This is a genomic window from Roseofilum sp. (genome assembly GCF_982964205.1).
In genome coordinates this window covers 1-18,326 of the sequence record NZ_CEZBFX010000035.1, presented here as the reverse complement: position 1 = coordinate 18,326, position 18,326 = coordinate 1, and the positions used below count along the sequence as shown (strand labels likewise).

Below are 18,326 nucleotides of genomic sequence, written 5' to 3'. Positions count from 1 at the left end.
ACTTATGTTCAAAACAAGATTAAAGGAGAAAAACAGATGAGTACAGAACGCTGGAATGATGAGCGATTAGATCGTTTAGCGAACCGGATCGAGAGTGTCATAGAAAGCAACGCTCGTATCATTCAAGCTCTAGCTAATGCCTCAGCAGAAGCTAGGGAAGAGAGGCAACAGCTCTTTGAAAGCGCCCAGAGGCACGATCGTCTGATCGAAAGCAATGCTCGTGTGATTCAAGCTCTAGCCAATGCCTCAGCAGAAGCTAGGGAAGATTGGCAACAGCAACAAGCGATTATATTGCAACACCAAGAAGAGATTCGCGGGCTGCAAACGGAGAATCGCCGTATACTAGATATTCTTCTCAATCAACAGAATCAGGGAGAAGATTCCACCGATGATTGAAATCGATCGCGCTTGTGTCACATTTAATCCGGGTACTGCTCTAGAAACTCCAGCACTGCGGCAGATTTCCCTCCAGGTTCCAGCCAGGCAGTTTGTCACCGTCATTGGCTCCAATGGGGCAGGAAAATCGACGCTTTTGAATATAGTCAGTGGCGATCGCCTGCCAGACTCTGGACACATTTATATTGCAGATCAAAATGTTACCCTATGGCCAACCCAGAAACGGGCGAAGTTGGTCGCCAGAGTGTTTCAAAATCCCCTGTTGGGATCGTGTGCGAATTTAACCGTTGAAGAAAACATGGCATTAGCCGTTCAACGGGGAGGCTTTCGCGGGTTAAAATTGGCGCTTCCGAACCGTCGTCGCGCCCAGTTTCGGGAACAGTTAGCCAGTTTGGGCTTGGGATTAGAGCGCAGATTGGGCGATCGCATGGGATTATTATCGGGAGGACAACGACAAGCGGTGAGTCTGTTGATGTCTAGGTTGGCTCCCACAGAGGTTTTATTATTAGATGAACATACGGCAGCTCTCGATCCAAAAACGGCCCATTTTGTCTTGCAGCTCACCCAGAAAATTGTTCGAGAGCAGCAGTTAACCACGATCATGGTTACCCATAGTATGAGTCAAGCATTGACGATGGGCGATCGCACCATTATGTTACATGAAGGACAAATTATTTTAGATATTGCTGGCGAGGAACGGGAAGGGTTAGAAGTTGCCGATCTGCTGGAGCGATTTAATCAGCTTCAAGGGGAAGAATTAGCCGATGATTCCTTATTATTAGGGTAATATCAAATCTATTTATTTACGCTACAGAGATCTGTAGGGGCGGTTATACCCAAATCTTGTAGACTGACAACTATTTTTGTAAACCCGCCCTCCCCCACCATGTCTCTACAGTACACAGAAAGTCGCAACCATTTAAGGATTTGATATAATATCCATTCTTGATAACCAACAGATCTCGGTGGAGCAAGTCATGCAGGTAAACATCAGTAGCCGTTGGCAAGAGAAGATCTCAAAGATAGCCAGCGATCGCCAGAAAACCTCACAAGAAGTCGTGAAAGAGGCGATCGCGCTTTATTTGGGAGAGGTAGCGGCTAATTCCGGCGATCGCTTGGTTGCCTTAGAGAAAGAGGTCGCCCTGTTAAAACAAACGGTCAATCAACTACATACCCTCGTTACCGTCATGCGACAACAACAATTGAGCGCCCCATCGAGTCAGCCAACCCCCATTTCTGAAACCGTATTGATGTCAGAACCCGATGACGATATGGATGATGAACCCGATGAAATTCTCTACGACTTTCTCGAACCGACTTAAACCCAATATCAAATCCTTCAATGTTTGCTAAAATCAATCTCTCCTTGAAAGACAAGGGGCACCCAGCCCCTTGTTAAATGCAAGTTTATAGCGAAATACAATGATTAGCACTATCCTCCAACTGAGCCAGAAGAGCCTTGAGCTGTGTAGTCGAAATTCAGGAACATAATCACAGATACAGTGGCAAAATAATAGCCAATTATCCCGATCGCTAAGTACAAGACTGCTAAGGCAGCAATCGTTAACCCAACCATACCGAGGAAACCACTAATAATACCTGCGGCAAAAGTCAAAAGTAGAATTGGGATAAAAACAGATAACCCTAAAAGTACGAATCGTCCAAATGCAGCCCACCAACGACCTTTAACCAGACTTTGACTATAGCCCATAGCATCGAAACCACAATCGCGTAATGCAATAGCATAGTAAGTAAAGCTATACCGAATCGACAGCCAGATACCAGGAACGATCAATACGATCAAGCCCAGCGCAACAAGCATAGATACGGCGATGCTGACAACGAACGCAATAAAAAACTTAGGGGCAGCATTTTCCAATACTGTCATCATTTCTACACTCTGGCCTCGAATGGAGCGCTCAACAACATTGGGTACAGCTAGTCCAACTACGATCAACAGGACATTGCCGATGATAGAAAGCAGTATGCCTAGGCCACCAGAGAGCTGCTCTGATAGTAAAAGGGGTAAATTAGTGATCAACGTAAAAATGCAAAAGATTTGAATATTCTTAGTAAACTCTGACCAGCCTATACTAAGGTACTCTGGAACACCAAGTAGAGACTTTTTCAGAGAATGTTGCAGGTTTGATTCCATAATTGTAGACTTCCTTTCAATTTAATAATCAGTTGCCTGAGAGAAACTGAACCGGATAAATAGAGTATCTAATCCCTGGTACACTCAGGGTATCACATCGCTTTTTGCACAAACTTTAAGATATAAATAGAAACACAGATTGGGAGGTTTAGAATCTTTTAATCACACTCTCCTCGTTAAGCCGTGGTTAAAACTATTCTAAAATGCGTAATTCTTTACGAATCTCTTCGAGTTTTTGGGTATATCCTAACGTTCGATATCTTTGTTGAGCTTCAGTTAACCAATCGTTACTCACCACTGATTCTAAATGTGCGATCGCCTCAGCGATTAAGTCAAAATTCAAATAGATCGGCATGGCAAAAGAGTAATCGGTAAAAAATTTTTCTCCATTCCCTATTCCCTATTCCCTAAGAAATCTATTGAGTTCCTGCATCAATACCTAACTCGATATTCGAGCGACACAATTGTTGGGTGGCTTCATCTGGACTCGCGATCGCCAAATTCCACTTACTTTCCCAGTTGGGAGCAGTTTCATTAGCTACATATCCTTGAGCTATAATCTGACTATTCTCATCATCTGGAATCAAGACTAGCTCTTTCTCTTCAGGATATTCTCGTTTCAGAGCCGAAACTCTCACTGTTCTGGGTAGGGGAGTGATGCGAGCTGATTTCATCTGTTCCTCTTCCATTTCATCAAACGCAATCGGCCACTCTGCTGCACCTAAATCAGAAAAGAGATAACGAACAAACTCTGAGGGCTTGCCATTAGGATAAATGAGATAAAAGCAGGAACGAGAGAGCATTTCAGGAGTCGCCATTTGAGCCATTGCAGATGAGGCTTGTTTAATGTCCGGATTCGGGGGTTCCTCACATCCGGCCAACAGGAGAATGCCGACTAAGGTTAGTCCTAAAGCGGTTCTAAAAATCATTTTGGTTTCTCCCTATCGGGCTTATCTATAATAGTGAACAGTTAGGGGCAATTAACGTTTATTTGAGTGAAGCAGAAATGATCAATGGTAATCAGGGGTTTGAAACGACGATTAACAAGGTTGTTCGGATGCCTCAAGAGAGTGAACTGTGCGATCGCGTCCGCATCCTCGGACTCAATATCGTTAACGTCATGTGGGAAGATACCGCCCGGACTGCGGGTTCTGTCTGGGGGCCCAATATTACCGATATGACACTACAAGTGCGCCATGGCAATAATTCCCAGAAGAAAGAACTTTTACCCGTTATTCGCTATCCTAACTTTACCGATAAAACGGGCGATGTGCCTCTAGAGTATGTCTACCTCAAAGTCGGAAATCAACAGGGAGAAGACCTAGAGGCGATCGAGTTGAAAGAATACCTGAATCATCTCCCTGAATATATTAGTTATCCAGAGAAATATGATCCTGAAAACAAACCCCTAGTGACTGATAAGGATACCCACGTTTTAGTTAGCGCTCAAGCCTGCTTTCTTCCCATTCCTCAACAAGGGAAATGCGAGTTTAACCCAGTTCTGTTTAATTATCAATCTCGTAAGGATAGTCCGGCCGTTCTGGCGATTCTAATCACAACAGAAGGCAGTAGCGCAACTGTACTCGATAATAATAGCGATCGCGCCCAATGGGGACAAAATATCTATTTCAACAACAACGGTCAAAAGACTTGCCTCACGGGAGAGCGCCTAAGCGACTACAAAGACAACCAAGCTCAAGAACTTGCCAGTCATCAAGGCATTTCCCTAGAAGAAGCTCGCAGCCAAGTCACCGTTGCCGAAGATGTGAATAGGGTAATGATTGTGCAAGTCCCCTTGAAGCAAAAGCAAGCTCCTGACTTCCTGTCTCTGGCTGCCGGTAGCTGTGATTTTATGGTAGAGGAGAAGTGCCGGGGTATAACCCTGGGAGCCGCCAGCGATATGGAAGATGCCGTCATTGGTTATGGAGAGGATGAAGGCGAACATCTAGAACTAGGCGGTCACAAACTCGAACGCGACCCCAACTATCCCATCCGTATCACCGTACAATTCTATAAAGCTACCAGCAACGCCATTATTGATGACGAAGATTTAGTCAATATCCATAACTGCATTGAAAAAGCCTATACCAGTGCCGATTATATCGGTTCTTTAGTCATTGGAACCCTAGAAAAAGGCAATTTAGCCATGGGTGAAGCGCGTCCCACCCAACCGGCACCTTCTACCAAACCCGTTCTTGGTCCTCCGAAAGACTTTTTACAAGTGGTGAATCCTTTTGCTCCCCACCAGAAGTCAAAAACATGACTATAGCGCGAAGCGTTAGGGAATAGGGAATAGACAATGGGGAAGACACTCTAGATACAGGGACACGGAGAATGGGATGAGGATCTATGGATGCACCATCATGAAAATCATTCACTTCTGAGATTCCCCCATTCCCCCATTACAGCGATTTGCCCTGTAAAGCTTCCTGCAACTTTTGATAATAGCGATCGGCATAATACCAGCGAGGATTAGTTTTTAGATTCACCGATTCAAGTTTTTTCCCTAGCTCGTTGACCACTTGATTAAGGGTTTGTAGTTGTTCTTCATACTGTTCACGTTCTGCCATCAGTTGAGTCACTATTTCTTGCAAGTCTTGACGTAGTTTTACGCTTTGGGCGTGTTGCTGCCAGAGTTGTTCGCGGTCGATTTTTAAGTTCTGATTGTTTTGTAAAAGTTCCTCTATCTGTTGCTTCAAATCTTCAATTTCTAGGAGCAGTTGATAGTATAAGGCTTGATTGAATTTCCGCTTCTCAGTTTGGGGAGCCGGATCAATGGTATCTTCAGACTCAGGGGGCAAGTTGGGAGCGATCGCTTGAGGGTCAGGACATAACCATTGCACCGCTTCTATGAGTTTTGCCGTAGTAATCTCCTCCGTTTTTCCGAGTCGATGTTGTTTAAAAATACCGCCGATACATTTGGATGCATACCAGAGTTGATCGGAGCGTAAATAACAAGTGATGCGATAAACTACAGAATAGTTAAAAGGTTCCCAAGAGACCTGAACTTTAAATTTTTTGTGCTTGAGTGCCCAATCGACAAATTCAGGGCTACCCACCTCTAAACCCGACTCTGATAAGGCTTTGCTCTCTATTCTAGAGCGAGGGTTAATGTGACAGGTAACGAGGGGATAGGATTTCATAATGATGGCTTTTGGCTATGGGCAGGTTTAGAGATTAAAGAGGGTTTTCATTCGAGATTTGATTTGCTGTAAGAGGTCGGTTTCGTTATCTTCTAAGAGACCATATTCCGCCAGGAGCTGCTTGCGCTCTTGGAGTTCGGTTTGGTGACGATGGAGATCTTGGGCAATTTGTTCAGCCATTTGGGGGTATTGGTGGAGAACTTTGCCAAAGTTGAGGCGATCGATCGAGAATAGGGTGGTTGCTTCGATCGCGATCGCCGTAGCCGTTCGATTTCCCCCAAGCATGAGCGCCAGTTCTCCAAAAGATTGTCCTGAAGAGAGGATAACTAAGGGTTTATTGATTTTCTCCACAAAGATGCGGACAGAACCAGTGAGAATAATATAAAACTCATCTCCCGGTTGATCTTCCCGACAAATATAATCCCCCACCTCAACTCGTTTAATTTTGCCCTCCATGACTAACTGGCTTAACTGTTCAGGGGTTAAGTGCTGATAATAGGGAACTTGAGACAGAAGCTGAGGTAAATGGGGATGATAATCATAAACCGTCCGAATACAGGATGCTTTTTTCTGCCATTTCTTCAAAGCGGTGAGTTCGTAGGGGTTATCGTTAGATTGGCTAACCTGGAAATTTAATAGGTTTAACTCGTCTTGAAGGCTTTGTTGGCGATCTCCGGTTTCTACAGCCATATCTACAAAGACTCTAGCTAATTCGCCCACTTCATCTTGACGTTGATATAAATTCTCTAAGGTTTGGGGATTAAAAGATTGGGATTTAATTTGATCGGCAGCTTCACTAAATTGAAAAATAGGTTGCAGCACCCAGCGACTGACTCCTAAGCCAATCCCCAAAGACGATAATAAAATCAAAAGTTCTAACACGAAAGTTATTCGGGCTTGGATCGCTACCTGTTGCATAAAGTCTGCTTCAGGAATAATCACCACAATCAGCCAATCTAAGCCTAAGCGATCGCGAAAGCTTTTGACTTGAACACTAACGTGTTTTCTGTTCCATGTAAGAGACGAATTCACAGTACTTTCAAGTCGAAAAAAGCTACCAAATTCGTTGAGTAAATTTTCGGCGATCGCTGAAATCAACTCATTTTCACTCTCCACAATATTTAACAGATCTTGATTACGTTGAGCTTCTGCAATCAAGTCTGGATTAGAACTGGCAATCAAGACTCCTTCGCGATCGATAATCAAAACTTGTCCGGTTTTACCAATGGTTAAGTCTTGCAGAAATTGATTGATCCCCTGAAAGAATAAATCGACCGCCAGAACACCAAGGATTTCTCCTTGAGAATCTTTAACAACTTGTGCAGCAGTAATTGCTAATTCTTGGGCAGAAAAATCTTGATAAATATCAGTCCAAATGGGTTTATTGGATTGGAGTGCAGCTTGATACCAAGGACGAATACGGGGGTCATAATTAGCGACTTGATGTACAATTTCAGTTTTGCGACCATCGCTAGTGGTTGCGTAACGGATTACACTAGAATTCGTTACTTGTCCAGCGATACTAATTCCAACTTCTCCTGAGTTAAGAATAGTGGCTCCCCTAAATTCTCCTTGAGGATTACCAAAATACAGACTTTTTACGCCTTCAAAAATTTGAATTTGATTCCAAAAATAGAGTTCTAAATTGGTTAAATCGTCTAGATTGAGAGCGCCTAACGCAATGCTTTGAAGATTAAGCTGATTGATCGTATTAGGAACTGACAAATAATCCCGAAGATTATCTTCTACATTAGCGGTGGTTGTACGGGCTAACTCAACGGAAACTATATTAATATTTTGTCTAGTTCTTTGAAATAAAATGATGGCTATTAAGCCGACAACTAAAACAGAAGGGGCAACAATTAAAAGAGGAAGATGATAGCGGATAGACAGATTCTTAATCATGTTTTTCAAGGGTCGTTTTTCGCCGAACTTTTTGTGATTTTTGCTTCAAGTAATCCCAATAGCTCAAATTTAATTCTGGAGGATTTTCCGTATCTTCTGAAGGAGAAATCTTGTTTTTATATGTGCTTAACTGTTCAATCCTTTTTTCTAAGTTGCTTTGTTGTTCTTGAATTAAAAATGCCATTTCTTCAAAAACACGACTAAATTGACCAATTTCGTCATTACGTTTAACTAAGTCTGCAATTTTTTCGGGTTTAAATCTTCGCTTTTTGAGTTGTTTTGCTGTTGTATTTAACCGCAACAGAGGAGACACCACTAATTGATGCATATTCCAGACTGCCAAAACACTGCCCACAGTTGCCGCTAAAATCATAAAAATATAAATAGTCCTTTTTTCTGCTGGATGAAACACATTCGATTCTGACAATGCTACAACCACTACCCAGGGTAAGTCCCAGTGATTTTCAATCGGTTCAACCCAAACCAATTGCTTTTGTCCATTGTGGTAAAAAATTAAGGACTGAGCTTCAGATATGAGACTAAAATCACTAAATTTGGCGATCAAAATTTCTCCGATTTTTTGCACCATGGGATCGGGACTTTGAGTAATTATTAAGTGAGTTTCTAATTCTGGATCGAATAGGGTTAACGGATCGGGATCGGAACTGGCAATTAATCGTCCATCTTGTTGAATAATTAAAACCTTTGCTGCTTTACTAATGGATAGATCGCGCAGAAATTGATTGAGGCTATTGAGAAAATAGTCAATTCCTAAAACTCCAACTAAATTCCCTTGGCGATCGCGCACTGCTTGAGCTGCGGTAATTCCTAACTGGCGAGTCGTAAAATCTGGATAGACCGGACTCCAAACTAGATTGTTGGTGTTCTGTGCTGCTTGATACCAAGGACGAGTTGTTGGATTAAAGACTGAGTTTTTACTCAGTACTTGACCCCGTTGACCGTTTCTATCTAGGAGAGAAGTGATATGTTGGTAATCCGTATTTTCCCCAGAATAAGATTGAGTAAATTGCCCACTTTCATTGAGTTTAACACCGATAAATTCTTGGTTTGGACTGCCAAAAAAAATATTACTAACCGAGGGGAAAAAACGAATCTTATTATAAAAATTAATCGTTAAATTCTGTGGATCTTTCCATATTGGTGGATTAGATTGATAACGATTTAAGCTCAATTTATAGATAATCTCTGGTTGTCGAAGATTAAGGTGTACCTGACTTTTGATTTGCATCACAGATTCCTTCATCCAAGACCTAGAGAGTTCATCTACAGTTTTATCTCTATTATAGATTGCTAATACTCCCGTAAATGCTAAGGTTGCCATTAAGGGCGTTACGGTTAAAATAGGAATGAGTTTTTTTAGGGAAACCATAAATAGATCCAGATAAGATATTCTTTAAGTTATTCTTTATTTCTAATCCATTGTGCTTTACGCTTTAAGGCTTTGAAATAAGCCATTTCCAATTCTTGTGCTTGGCTTAAGTTAGCGTTATTCATTCTCAATTTTCGCACTTGTTCTGCTAGATCTTGCTGCCGTGAATCAACCACTTTAATCATTTCATCAAATCCCCGCGCTAATTGTCCAATTTCATCCCCTCTCTGACTGATTTTTCGTAACTGTTTAGATTTTATCATTAAGTTTCCATCAATGACTTGATTGACATTTTGCGCTATTTCTAATACTGGCTGGGTCACTTTGCGAGATAAAATATAGACAATCACTAACAATATTACTGCAACTAAAAATCCCCCAAATAGTAAGTTAATGGCAATAGTTCCCGAAACACTAAATGCTTCTTCTCGTGTAATTTCCACGAGAATTCCCAAGTTTTTATCTTCTAACCATCGGTAACTGCCAATCACTTCTACTTGTTTATGATTTTGATAAAAATCAATCCCATCTTGACCTGACATGGCAGCATCAATTCCTGGACTCCGTACCCATTGATTGGCTAATTCTGAGTCCTGGGTATCTACCAATCGATTTTCTTGTCCCTGTTTGCGGATTAAATACGATTCATCTGTCTCCCCTAATCCGGTGGCTTCTTGCATGATTTCATGAATTTTTTCTAGGGAAAGATCAACAGATAAAACTCCTATTCTTTCCCCTCGATCGTTGAGTAAAGGAGTGGCAAAAGTCATTGCCGTTTCCCGTGTAATGGGAGAAGTATATAAGGTTGGGCGAACGGTTTCTAGATTTTCTTGTGTAAAATAAGTGACAGAATCACCCAAGGGTTGATAGTTTCCTTCTTCCTCTCCTTCAGTTGAGATAGAAACAATCCCACTGTTGGTGGATATGGATAAAGATTGAATGGTATTTTCCGTTGTTAAAATCGTGCGAAAGTAATCTTCAATTGTTTGATAGGATTGCCGATCTGTGTTATCTAGAAAACTGGCATAAGAGTCAACTAGGGTTGGCGTTTGAGCGATCAGTAAGATAGTTTTATGTTGTTGAGAAAACCAGTTATCAATCTGATTTTCTTTAATGGAAATTACGACTTCCATTTGACTAGTAATCGATTTTTTCAGCAACTCAACAGACTGATAGTAAATGACGATCGCTAGCCCGACCACCGAAACTAGGGACAACACGGAAAAATAGCCCACATGCTGGATCAGTAAACTATTGTGCCAACGTTTCATTTTCGTTTCCTCATGATGTCTTGTTCCTTTCCGCCCTCTGAACCTAGTGTTGCAATTGGGTTAAATGCCGTCTGCGCCAGGCAAAATGTAAAAGATTAATCCCCAATTCTTGGGCATTGCGAATTTTTTCTCTGGGTAACTCTAGCCCACTGTCGAGTCCCCACGCTAAGGATAAATCCCCGATCGCCAAAACTACGCCTCCCCAATTAAACAGGCGAACCGGATTTTGCTTAATTTTGGGTAGGGCACTAAATAAAAAAGGTTGGGTTTTTAGCGGATGCCATGGGGATAACTGCCCTAAATGGGTGCCAGACATCCCTAAATTGATGGCTAATTGTTCTATCGATACACAAATCTCTTGAATTTGGCGATTTAATTCTTCTTCACAAGCCGCTAATTCTTCGTTTAACTGGGCTTTCACCTCTTGTAACTCTGCTGTATCGCCAATATCGGCGATCGCCTCTAACAGTTCCTGTTGTACAAAACTCAACTCATCTACCTGGGTCTCCTCTTCCAATAGCTCAATGAAGATCGCCCCCCCTAATCCTAAATAGGCCCGTAAACTTGCCTGTTGAGCCTCATTCGTATTCAGCGCCTGATTGTAGCTTAAATAGATTAAATCATAACCTTGCCAAGCCAACCCCTGACGAGTCGCAGTCATCTCCCAAGATTCCTCCAACCCTTCCGAGTTCTCGGTATTGCTCCAGGTAACCGAAGCGACTTCTTCAATCCCTCGCATTCCTGGATCGAGGGCTAAAAATGCTTGTAGTAAACAGGATAAATTAGAAGCCGTCAGGCGATCGCCCCCATTTCCACCCTGCATATAGGCAACCTGTACCGTTCCTTGGGGGCGAACTCCCACAGGAGAGCGATAGCGCAGATCCAACTGATTGATCTGGGGCGCAAACACATCCCCAACGTTGCTCCCTTCGACTCCGCTCAGGGAACCCCCAGAGGGGGATAACTGCACCGTTCCAGGAGAGAGCTGCAAACGGCATAATTCCACTTCTAAACCTGATGGAGGGGTGCTTTTCTCATCAATGCGGAACGTTTCCGGAACCAGTTCCACCTCAGAATTACGCTGTAGGGTTTCTGGATCGACATAACTGAGTACTAAATAGACTGTAACTGGGATTTCCTTGGGACTCAGAGCGATGCGAAAAGCGATCGCCCGATCGACAATAATTGGATTTCCCATCCAGTCAATCGCCATCCCCGGTTGCACTTCCAACCAGCGCCCGTCACGATACTGGGCTGCGATGCTATCAGGAGCTGAAATCACTTTCACCCCCAAACCATAAACAATTCCAGGTTGATGGAGCGCCTGATAATATAAATTCTGGCGCTTTCGATGATATTCATGGGCCCGTTGCCAACGATGAGCATTTAACAGCAAACCATCATGGACAACCAACCGTTCTAGAGGAACAGGGTAGGGAAGCTCTGTGCCACTTCCGGGATCGGCAGATAACGTCACAAGCCTTACTCAATCACGATCTGTAACAGATAGTATGGCCATAAAACCGTCATTTTCAGGAAAAAATTAAAACTTAATTAACTTTTGGCCTAAGGAGGTATTGCTCCATTATCCACTAATCAATTTGCAACTCATAGGTACAAAATGCCGGTTTTTGCTGGTCAATCACCTGACGCACCAAAGCCTCATCCACCGACCCTGGAGTATCGGGTTGCAAATGTACCCGAAAATGAAATGGCTGACCTCCACCCAACAGAGCATCTTGCCCCAAAATTGAATGGTCTAAAACTAATCCTTGGCTAAAGGTTTCCAGAATAGCAATATGTTTATCTTCCTCCCGTTCTACCCGATCATCTAAGGGTAAACCCGTAGCCAAATGTAAATAGAGTCGCAACCCTCGACGCGTGCCTCGCCAGCGATAAATTTCTAAGGCGTGGCGAATGAGCGATCGCTGTTGATCTAAACTCAAATAAGATTGCCATTCCCAACCCACCCAATGGGCTAGAAATGGCAGCATAGATTGGGGCGCGGTTAAGGGATCGAGATAAGCAAATAAACTCGCCATCATCTGCACATCCGGGTTAAACGTTTCTTCAATAATCTTCAAAAACCGCCCCACAAAATCAACTTCCCGATAGATTTGGGGCAAAAAGTCTAAATACCTAGATTGGGGACGCACATAAAAGTTAATATCCGCCACATCAATCAGTTGGCTTACCGTTCCCGGCATCGCTCCATACACCTGAAGCCGACCACTATAATTAATCCGTAAACTTGAATTTTCTCTTAGGGCCAGGAATGCCTCAAAAAAGTCATCCGGTGCTTGGAATTCAATAATAATATCTTGACTGATTCCAGGAGAAATTTGGGAATTTTCCCTCTCGCAAGAATACCAAGCCTGGGGCAAATTTCCCCGGAATTCTAGGGTCACATTCAAGGGTTGTTCTCCAGGATTACCCAGTTTGACCATAAGCTGGCTGGGTTCTCCTGGAATCAGCATGAGGGGAATCCCTTCAGGAGCTAAGGGGTCATGGTGCAGTAATTCCGGGTCTGCATCCGGCAGACGCATGGGAATCACCTCAAGATCAAGAGGACTCGAACGGGCAAGGGTCATGGTACTTTAGGCATCAAAAATTATAGTTTACCAATTAGCCATTGCCCATTACCAGCGCTATAATTTGCAGGAAAGATCAGGTGTCCTCATGGTAGATTTGAGCTTACGTCAAGAGTTAATAGATTTGTTTTGTCAATTGGCTTATCAAGAGGGAGATTTTTTACTCTCTTCTGGCCAAAAAAGTTCTTACTATATCAATAGTAAACCGGTTACCCTCCATCCTCAAGGAGCTGTGGCGGTCGGCGAGTTATTGTTAAATATGCTTCCTGAAGACGTGCAAGCTGTGGGAGGCTTAACTTTGGGAGCCGATCCAATTGTGACTGCGGTGAGTGTAGTTTCTGCTTATGAAGAGCGGCCCATCTCAGCGTTAATTGTGCGTAAGGAAGCCAAAGGTCATGGAACTCAGGCTTATATTGAAGGACCGACGTTACCCCAGGGCGCTAAGGTAGTGGTGCTAGAGGATGTAGTCACTACGGGACAGTCGGCGATGAAAGCGGTGGAGCGCTTGCGGGCTGTGGGATATGAAGTGAACCAGATTGTAGCATTAGTCGATCGCCTCCAGGGAGGTGCAGAATATTACCAGTCCATGGGTTTAAAGTTTGAGGCTCTGTTTAGCATTGAGCAGATACAACAGCGCTATAAAGAGGGCAGGAATAGGTAATAGGGAATGGGGATGAGTTAAGATCGAGACAAATTCTGATTGGATGAGGAGTGATATTATGCTAGTGACTACAACAGATGGTTTAGATGGATATCAGATTACCGCTTATCATGGTGTCGTCAGTGGAGAGGCAATCTTAGGGGCTAATATCTTCAAAGATTTTTTTGCTGGCATTCGTGATATTGTGGGCGGACGCTCAGGGGCTTATGAGAAATCACTCCGGGAAGCCAAAGAAACCGCGATGAAGGAAATGGTAGCTGAGGCTCAGAAAATGGGCGCAAATGCTGTTATCGGTATCGATCTTGACTATGAAACGATTTCGGTTTCCGGTGGTAGTAGTATGCTGATGGTCGCAGCAAGTGGAACGGCTGTAAGCTATCAATAACTGATGTCTATCTTTCCCAGTGCTACCGTAGCCAGTGTTATTTTAGCCGGAGGGCAAAGTTCCCGCATGGGACAGGACAAGGCTCTGATTCCCTGGAATGGAGTCCCTTTGCTGCAACGGGTATCGGAAGTCGCCGCCCAATGTACAGAGCAGGTGTATATCGTTACGCCTTGGCCCGATCTCTATTGGGTGATCGCCCCCCCACATTGCCAGTGGATCGTCGAGTCTAACCCCGGAAACGGCCCCTTGGTTGCTCTCTCTCAAGTTTGGGAAAGGATTCAACATCCCTGGATTTTACTGCTCGGTTGCGATTTACCCAACTTAGACCCCAGTCTTTTGCAGCACTGGATCGCCCAACTCTCGGATATTCCTGAATCGACCTTAGCCGTTGTTCCTGTTCAGGGAAAGTACTGGGAACCCTTGTGTGGATTTTACCGTTTTGAGCTTCAACTGACTCTAAAATCCTTTATCCAGAATGGAGGTAGTGCCTTTCAACACTGGTTATCCTCCATTCCGGTACAACCCTTACCCGTAGATGCCACAGTTGCTCAGATGCTCCACAACTGCAATACACCAGAAGACTTATGATAAGTATGATCTGAGAAGAAGAGTATAATGGAACTCAATAGTCCACGATCCTAGAGGTGAACTATGTCTGTTGCACTGACCCAAACATTAGAAACTGAAACCGAACAGGAATGGACTCCTCCCTTACCTCCTACTGATTTAATTTTTGATGATGGAGAGACCTTGGAAAGTAATCGCCATCGCATCGCCATGAATGTCTTGATTGAAGCTATCCACCAAGCTTATCAAGGACGCGATGACTATTTTACCGGTGGGAATATGTTTGTCTACTACAGTAGTCGCCAAGCCCGCGATCGCGATTTTAGAGGGCCGGATTTTTTTGTGACCTTAAATGTGGATGGCACAAAAGAGCGTCAAGGTTGGGTGGTTTGGGAAGAGGAAGGGCGTTATCCAGATGTAATTGTTGAACTCATGTCCCCCTCAACAGCAAGTGAGGATACCGGCCCGAAAAAAAACATCTATGAACAAACCTTTAGAACACGAGATTATTTTGTTTATAATCCCTTCAATCGCCAGTCTTTGCAAGGATGGCATTTGAACAGTAATGGCCGCTATGAGGAAATTGTTGCTGATGAACGGGGATGGTTATGGTGTCAGAGTTTGGAATTATGGTTAGGCGTTTGGGATGGAACGTTGACTAAGGAAAAGGCTCCTTGGTTACGGTTCTTTGATGCCGAGGGGAATTTGATTCTCCTCTCTCAAGAGTTAGCTGAACAGGAGCGCGAACGAGCCGAACAGGAACGCGAACGAGCCGAACAGGAACACGAACGAGCCGAACAGGAGCGCGATCGCGCTAATGCTGCTGAGGCTAAATTACGAGAACTACAGGAGCGCTTGCAAGCCATGGGCATCGATCCGAATACAGTCAACCCTAGTGACTAAGGATTTGCCCAGATTGTAGAGAGTAAAAACTGATTGCCGATTACCCATTGCTAATCAGCGATCTCCGCATCCCCTCCATTCCCTTATCTCCCTATCTCCCCATCCCTATTTTCCGGAGAAGGGCGGAAAACCGGCCTAAATTCTGTTACTGACCGCACAATAACCTAACGATTTTCCTATGTTAGAATCAGCTTACCAAAAAGCAGCAGGTGATGGGAAAACGCCATGTTTGAACGCTTCACAGAAAAAGCCATTAAGGTGATCATGTTAGCTCAGGAGGAAGCCCGCCGCCTGGGTCACAACTTTGTGGGCACAGAACAAATCCTTCTCGGTTTGATTGGGGAGGGGACGGGAGTGGCCGCAAAAGTCCTGAAATCCATGGGGGTCAATCTCAAGGATGCCCGGATTGAGGTAGAAAAGATCATCGGTCGGGGTTCGGGATTTGTCGCTGTAGAAATTCCATTTACACCCAGAGCCAAACGGGTTCTAGAGCTATCCCTAGAAGAGGCTCGTCAGTTGGGACATAACTATATTGGCACAGAGCATCTACTTTTGGGTTTAATTCGCGAAGGTGAAGGGGTAGCCGCTCGTGTGTTAGAGAATTTGGGCGTGGATCTGTCTAAGGTTCGCACTCAGGTGATTCGGATGCTCGGTGAAACGGCTGAAGTTTCGGCGGTAGGTGGACGTTCCTCGAATAAGACCCCAACGTTAGATGAGTTTGGGTCAAATTTAACCCAATTGGCTGCCGAAGGAAAACTCGATCCCGTGGTCGGTCGGCAAACGGAAATTGAACGGGTGATCCAAATTTTGGGTCGGCGGACTAAAAATAACCCGGTACTGATCGGTGAACCGGGGGTCGGAAAAACGGCGATCGCCGAAGGGTTGGCTCAACGCATCTCCCATGGTGATGTCCCAGATATCCTGGAAGATAAGCGCGTCGTTACCCTCGATATCGGTCTGCTGGTGGCGGGAACCAAGTACCGAGGAGAGTTTGAAGAGCGGCTGAAGAAAATCATGGATGAAATTCGTTCAGCAGCCAATGTCATCCTGGTGATTGATGAAGTCCATACTCTCATTGGCGCAGGAGCGGCTGAAGGGGCGATCGATGCCGCCAATATCCTCAAACCTGCCCTCGCTCGGGGCGAACTTCAATGTATTGGAGCCACAACCTTAGATGAATACCGCAAACATATCGAGCGGGATGCTGCCCTAGAGCGGCGTTTTCAACCGGTGATGGTCGGTGAGCCTTCTGTGGAAGAAACCATTGAGATCTTACACGGACTGCGCGAGCGGTACGAACAGCACCACAAGTTGAAAATTTCGGATGAATCTTTGGATGCAGCCGCGAAATTGAGCGATCGCTATATTTCTGACCGCTACCTCCCCGATAAAGCCATTGACTTGATTGATGAAGCCGGTTCGCGGGTACGCTTAATTAACTCCAAACTGCCCCCAGCAGCCAAAGAACTCGATCGCGAACTGCGCGGTGTTCTCAAGCAAAAAGATGATGCGGTACGCTCCCAAGACTTTGATAGAGCTGGGGAATTGCGCGATCGCGAAATGGAACTCAAATCCCAAATTCGCACCATTGCCAGCAAAGGCAAAGACGAAGGCTCAGTCAGCGATGACCCCATCGTTACCGAAGAAGACATCGCCCATATCGTCGCCTCCTGGACTGGAGTTCCCGTCAACAAACTCACCGAAACCGAATCCGAAAAACTCCTGCACATGGAAGACACCCTCCATACTCGGATTATCGGTCAAGAAGATGCCGTCAAAGCCGTCTCTCGCGCCATCAGACGCGCCCGTGTTGGTCTGAAAAACCCCAACCGACCCATTGCCAGTTTCATCTTCTCCGGGCCCACTGGGGTTGGAAAAACCGAGTTAACCAAAGCTTTGGCTTCCTACTTCTTCGGTTCTGAAGAAGCCATGATTCGTCTCGATATGTCCGAATACATGGAACGGCATACCGTCAGCAAACTGATCGGTTCTCCTCCTGGATATGTCGGATACAACGAAGGGGGACAACTCACGGAAGCCGTTCGCCGTCGTCCCTACACCGTCGTTCTCTTCGATGAAATTGAAAAGGCACACCCCGACATCTTCAACATGCTGCTGCAAATCTTAGAAGATGGTCGTTTAACCGATGCCAAAGGACGCACCGTAGACTTCAAGAACACCCTCTTGATCATGACCAGTAACATTGGGTCTAAGGTGATTGAAAAAGGTGGTGGTGGACTTGGGTTCGAGTTCGAGGATAACGCGGAAGATGCCCAGTATAACCGCATCCGTTCCTTAGTCAACGAAGAACTCAAAGCCTACTTCCGTCCAGAGTTCCTCAACCGGTTAGATGAAATCATCGTCTTCCGTCAGTTGAACAAGGAAGAAGTCAAAGAAATTGCCGAAATCTTGCTCAAAGATGTCTTCAAGCGCTTAACCGAAAAAGACATTACCCTGCAAGTCACCGATAAATTCAAAGACCGGTTGATTGAAGAAGGGTATAATCCCGCCTACGGTGCGCGTCCCCTGCGTCGAGCCATTATGCGCCTGTTGGAAGACACCTTAGCGGAAGAACTGCTCTCTGGTCGAGTGGGTGAAGGGTCTACAGCCGTTGTTGACGTGGATGAGTCTGGACAAGTGACCATTCAGTCTGAGGATCAAAAGACTCCAGTGTTAACCAAGGTTACGGACTAAGAACCAACCCCTCTAACCTATGGCTCAAGCCTGAACCTTGCTATTTTTAGCTAATTCTTAAGACGGTTGACTGGATATCAACCGTCTTTCTTTTATCGGGACTTAAACAAGTATCAACGCCAAACCCAGCCTAAATTCTCTTGGTGAGCGGCGAATACGTCCTGATTTTTCTGGAGCCAATTAAAGTTTTCAAGAATTCTGCCAAGGTTGGCTCAATGTTGGGTTGAACGAAGTGAAACCCAACCTATGGTTTTGAACGCACAAA

At 44.6% G+C, this 18,326-nt stretch carries 18 protein-coding genes; 9 read left to right on the top strand and 9 right to left on the bottom strand.

The features are described from left to right. Positions 1 to 36 precede the first annotated feature (36 nt). From AC3A14_RS11040 to AC3A14_RS11030, 3 genes are all read left to right on the top strand, one after another. Positions 37 to 396, top strand: a complete 360-nt coding sequence (locus tag AC3A14_RS11040) for a hypothetical protein (protein ID WP_318733610.1) — start codon at positions 37 to 39, stop codon at positions 394 to 396. After that, positions 389 to 1,183, top strand: a complete 795-nt coding sequence (locus AC3A14_RS11035; RefSeq protein WP_318733612.1) for an ABC transporter ATP-binding protein — start codon at positions 389 to 391, stop codon at positions 1,181 to 1,183. The genes AC3A14_RS11040 and AC3A14_RS11035 overlap by 8 nt, the downstream gene beginning before the upstream one ends. A gap of 190 nt (positions 1,184 to 1,373) precedes the next feature. After that, positions 1,374 to 1,718 carry a hypothetical protein gene (locus tag AC3A14_RS11030; protein WP_318733613.1) on the top strand — a complete coding sequence of 115 codons (345 nt, stop codon included), beginning with the start codon at positions 1,374 to 1,376 and terminating at the stop codon, positions 1,716 to 1,718. 110 nt (positions 1,719 to 1,828) lie between these two features. On the opposite strand, the gene AC3A14_RS11025 is transcribed toward AC3A14_RS11030, so the two are convergent. From AC3A14_RS11025 to AC3A14_RS11015, 3 genes are all read right to left on the bottom strand, one after another. Continuing rightward, positions 1,829 to 2,551, bottom strand: a complete 723-nt coding sequence (locus AC3A14_RS11025) for a hypothetical protein (protein ID WP_318733615.1) — start codon at positions 2,549 to 2,551, stop codon at positions 1,829 to 1,831. A gap of 193 nt (positions 2,552 to 2,744) precedes the next feature. Beyond that, positions 2,745 to 2,906 carry a hypothetical protein gene (locus AC3A14_RS11020; protein WP_318733617.1) on the bottom strand — a complete coding sequence of 54 codons (162 nt, stop codon included), beginning with the start codon at positions 2,904 to 2,906 and terminating at the stop codon, positions 2,745 to 2,747. A 61-nt stretch (positions 2,907 to 2,967) separates the two neighbouring features. Further along, positions 2,968 to 3,480, bottom strand: a complete 513-nt coding sequence (locus AC3A14_RS11015) for a hypothetical protein (protein ID WP_318733619.1) — start codon at positions 3,478 to 3,480, stop codon at positions 2,968 to 2,970. 77 nt (positions 3,481 to 3,557) lie between these two features. On the opposite strand from AC3A14_RS11015, the gene AC3A14_RS11010 reads away from it, so the two are divergent. Beyond that, positions 3,558 to 4,814, top strand: coding sequence for a hypothetical protein (locus AC3A14_RS11010; protein WP_318733621.1), 1,257 nt, complete (start codon positions 3,558 to 3,560; stop codon positions 4,812 to 4,814). Positions 4,815 to 4,953: 139 nt separating this feature from the next. Here AC3A14_RS11010 and AC3A14_RS11005 read toward each other — a convergent pair whose 3' ends face one another. From AC3A14_RS11005 to AC3A14_RS10980, 6 genes are all read right to left on the bottom strand, one after another. Beyond that, a complete protein-coding gene (locus AC3A14_RS11005) occupies positions 4,954 to 5,694 on the bottom strand; it encodes a hypothetical protein (protein ID WP_318733622.1) in 741 nt (246 codons plus the stop codon). 27 nt (positions 5,695 to 5,721) lie between these two features. After that, positions 5,722 to 7,599 (bottom strand): cyclic nucleotide-binding domain-containing protein, encoded by a 1,878-nt coding sequence (locus AC3A14_RS11000; protein ID WP_318733624.1) that lies wholly within the window; start codon positions 7,597 to 7,599, stop codon positions 5,722 to 5,724. After that, entirely contained in the window at positions 7,592 to 8,989 is a 1,398-nt protein-coding gene (locus tag AC3A14_RS10995; RefSeq protein WP_318733626.1) for a cache domain-containing protein, read from the bottom strand. Before AC3A14_RS10995 ends, AC3A14_RS11000 begins: the two co-directional genes overlap by 8 nt. Positions 8,990 to 9,018: 29 nt before the next feature. Continuing rightward, the gene (locus AC3A14_RS10990; RefSeq protein WP_318699380.1) at positions 9,019 to 10,260 is read right to left on the bottom strand and encodes a cache domain-containing protein; all 1,242 of its coding nucleotides are present in this window, start codon (positions 10,258 to 10,260) and stop codon (positions 9,019 to 9,021) included. Between the two features lie 43 nt (positions 10,261 to 10,303). Next, complete coding sequence (locus AC3A14_RS10985; RefSeq protein WP_318733628.1) at positions 10,304 to 11,737, bottom strand: hypothetical protein; 1,434 nt, start codon at positions 11,735 to 11,737, stop codon at positions 10,304 to 10,306. Between the two features lie 115 nt (positions 11,738 to 11,852). Next, positions 11,853 to 12,851 carry a phage tail protein gene (locus AC3A14_RS10980; RefSeq protein WP_318733630.1) on the bottom strand — a complete coding sequence of 333 codons (999 nt, stop codon included), beginning with the start codon at positions 12,849 to 12,851 and terminating at the stop codon, positions 11,853 to 11,855. A gap of 88 nt (positions 12,852 to 12,939) precedes the next feature. Between AC3A14_RS10980 and pyrE the strand changes: the two genes are divergently transcribed. The 5 genes from pyrE to AC3A14_RS10955 all read left to right on the top strand — a co-directional run bounded on the left by pyrE (position 12,940) and on the right by AC3A14_RS10955 (position 18,061). Continuing rightward, on the top strand, positions 12,940 to 13,512 hold the full coding sequence (pyrE, locus tag AC3A14_RS10975; RefSeq protein ID WP_318699377.1) for an orotate phosphoribosyltransferase: 573 nt from the start codon (positions 12,940 to 12,942) through the stop codon (positions 13,510 to 13,512). Positions 13,513 to 13,570: 58 nt separating this feature from the next. Further along, a complete protein-coding gene (locus AC3A14_RS10970; RefSeq protein ID WP_318699376.1) occupies positions 13,571 to 13,897 on the top strand; it encodes a YbjQ family protein in 327 nt (108 codons plus the stop codon). 3 nt (positions 13,898 to 13,900) lie between these two features. Beyond that, positions 13,901 to 14,485 carry a molybdenum cofactor guanylyltransferase gene (locus AC3A14_RS10965; RefSeq protein ID WP_318733632.1) on the top strand — a complete coding sequence of 195 codons (585 nt, stop codon included), beginning with the start codon at positions 13,901 to 13,903 and terminating at the stop codon, positions 14,483 to 14,485. 63 nt (positions 14,486 to 14,548) lie between these two features. Continuing rightward, positions 14,549 to 15,367: a Uma2 family endonuclease gene (locus AC3A14_RS10960; protein WP_318733634.1), complete on the top strand. Its 819-nt coding sequence runs from the start codon at positions 14,549 to 14,551 to the stop codon at positions 15,365 to 15,367. Between the two features lie 225 nt (positions 15,368 to 15,592). Continuing rightward, positions 15,593 to 18,061 (top strand): ATP-dependent Clp protease ATP-binding subunit, encoded by a 2,469-nt coding sequence (locus AC3A14_RS10955; protein ID WP_318699373.1) that lies wholly within the window; start codon positions 15,593 to 15,595, stop codon positions 18,059 to 18,061. Positions 18,062 to 18,326: the final 265 nt, after the last annotated feature.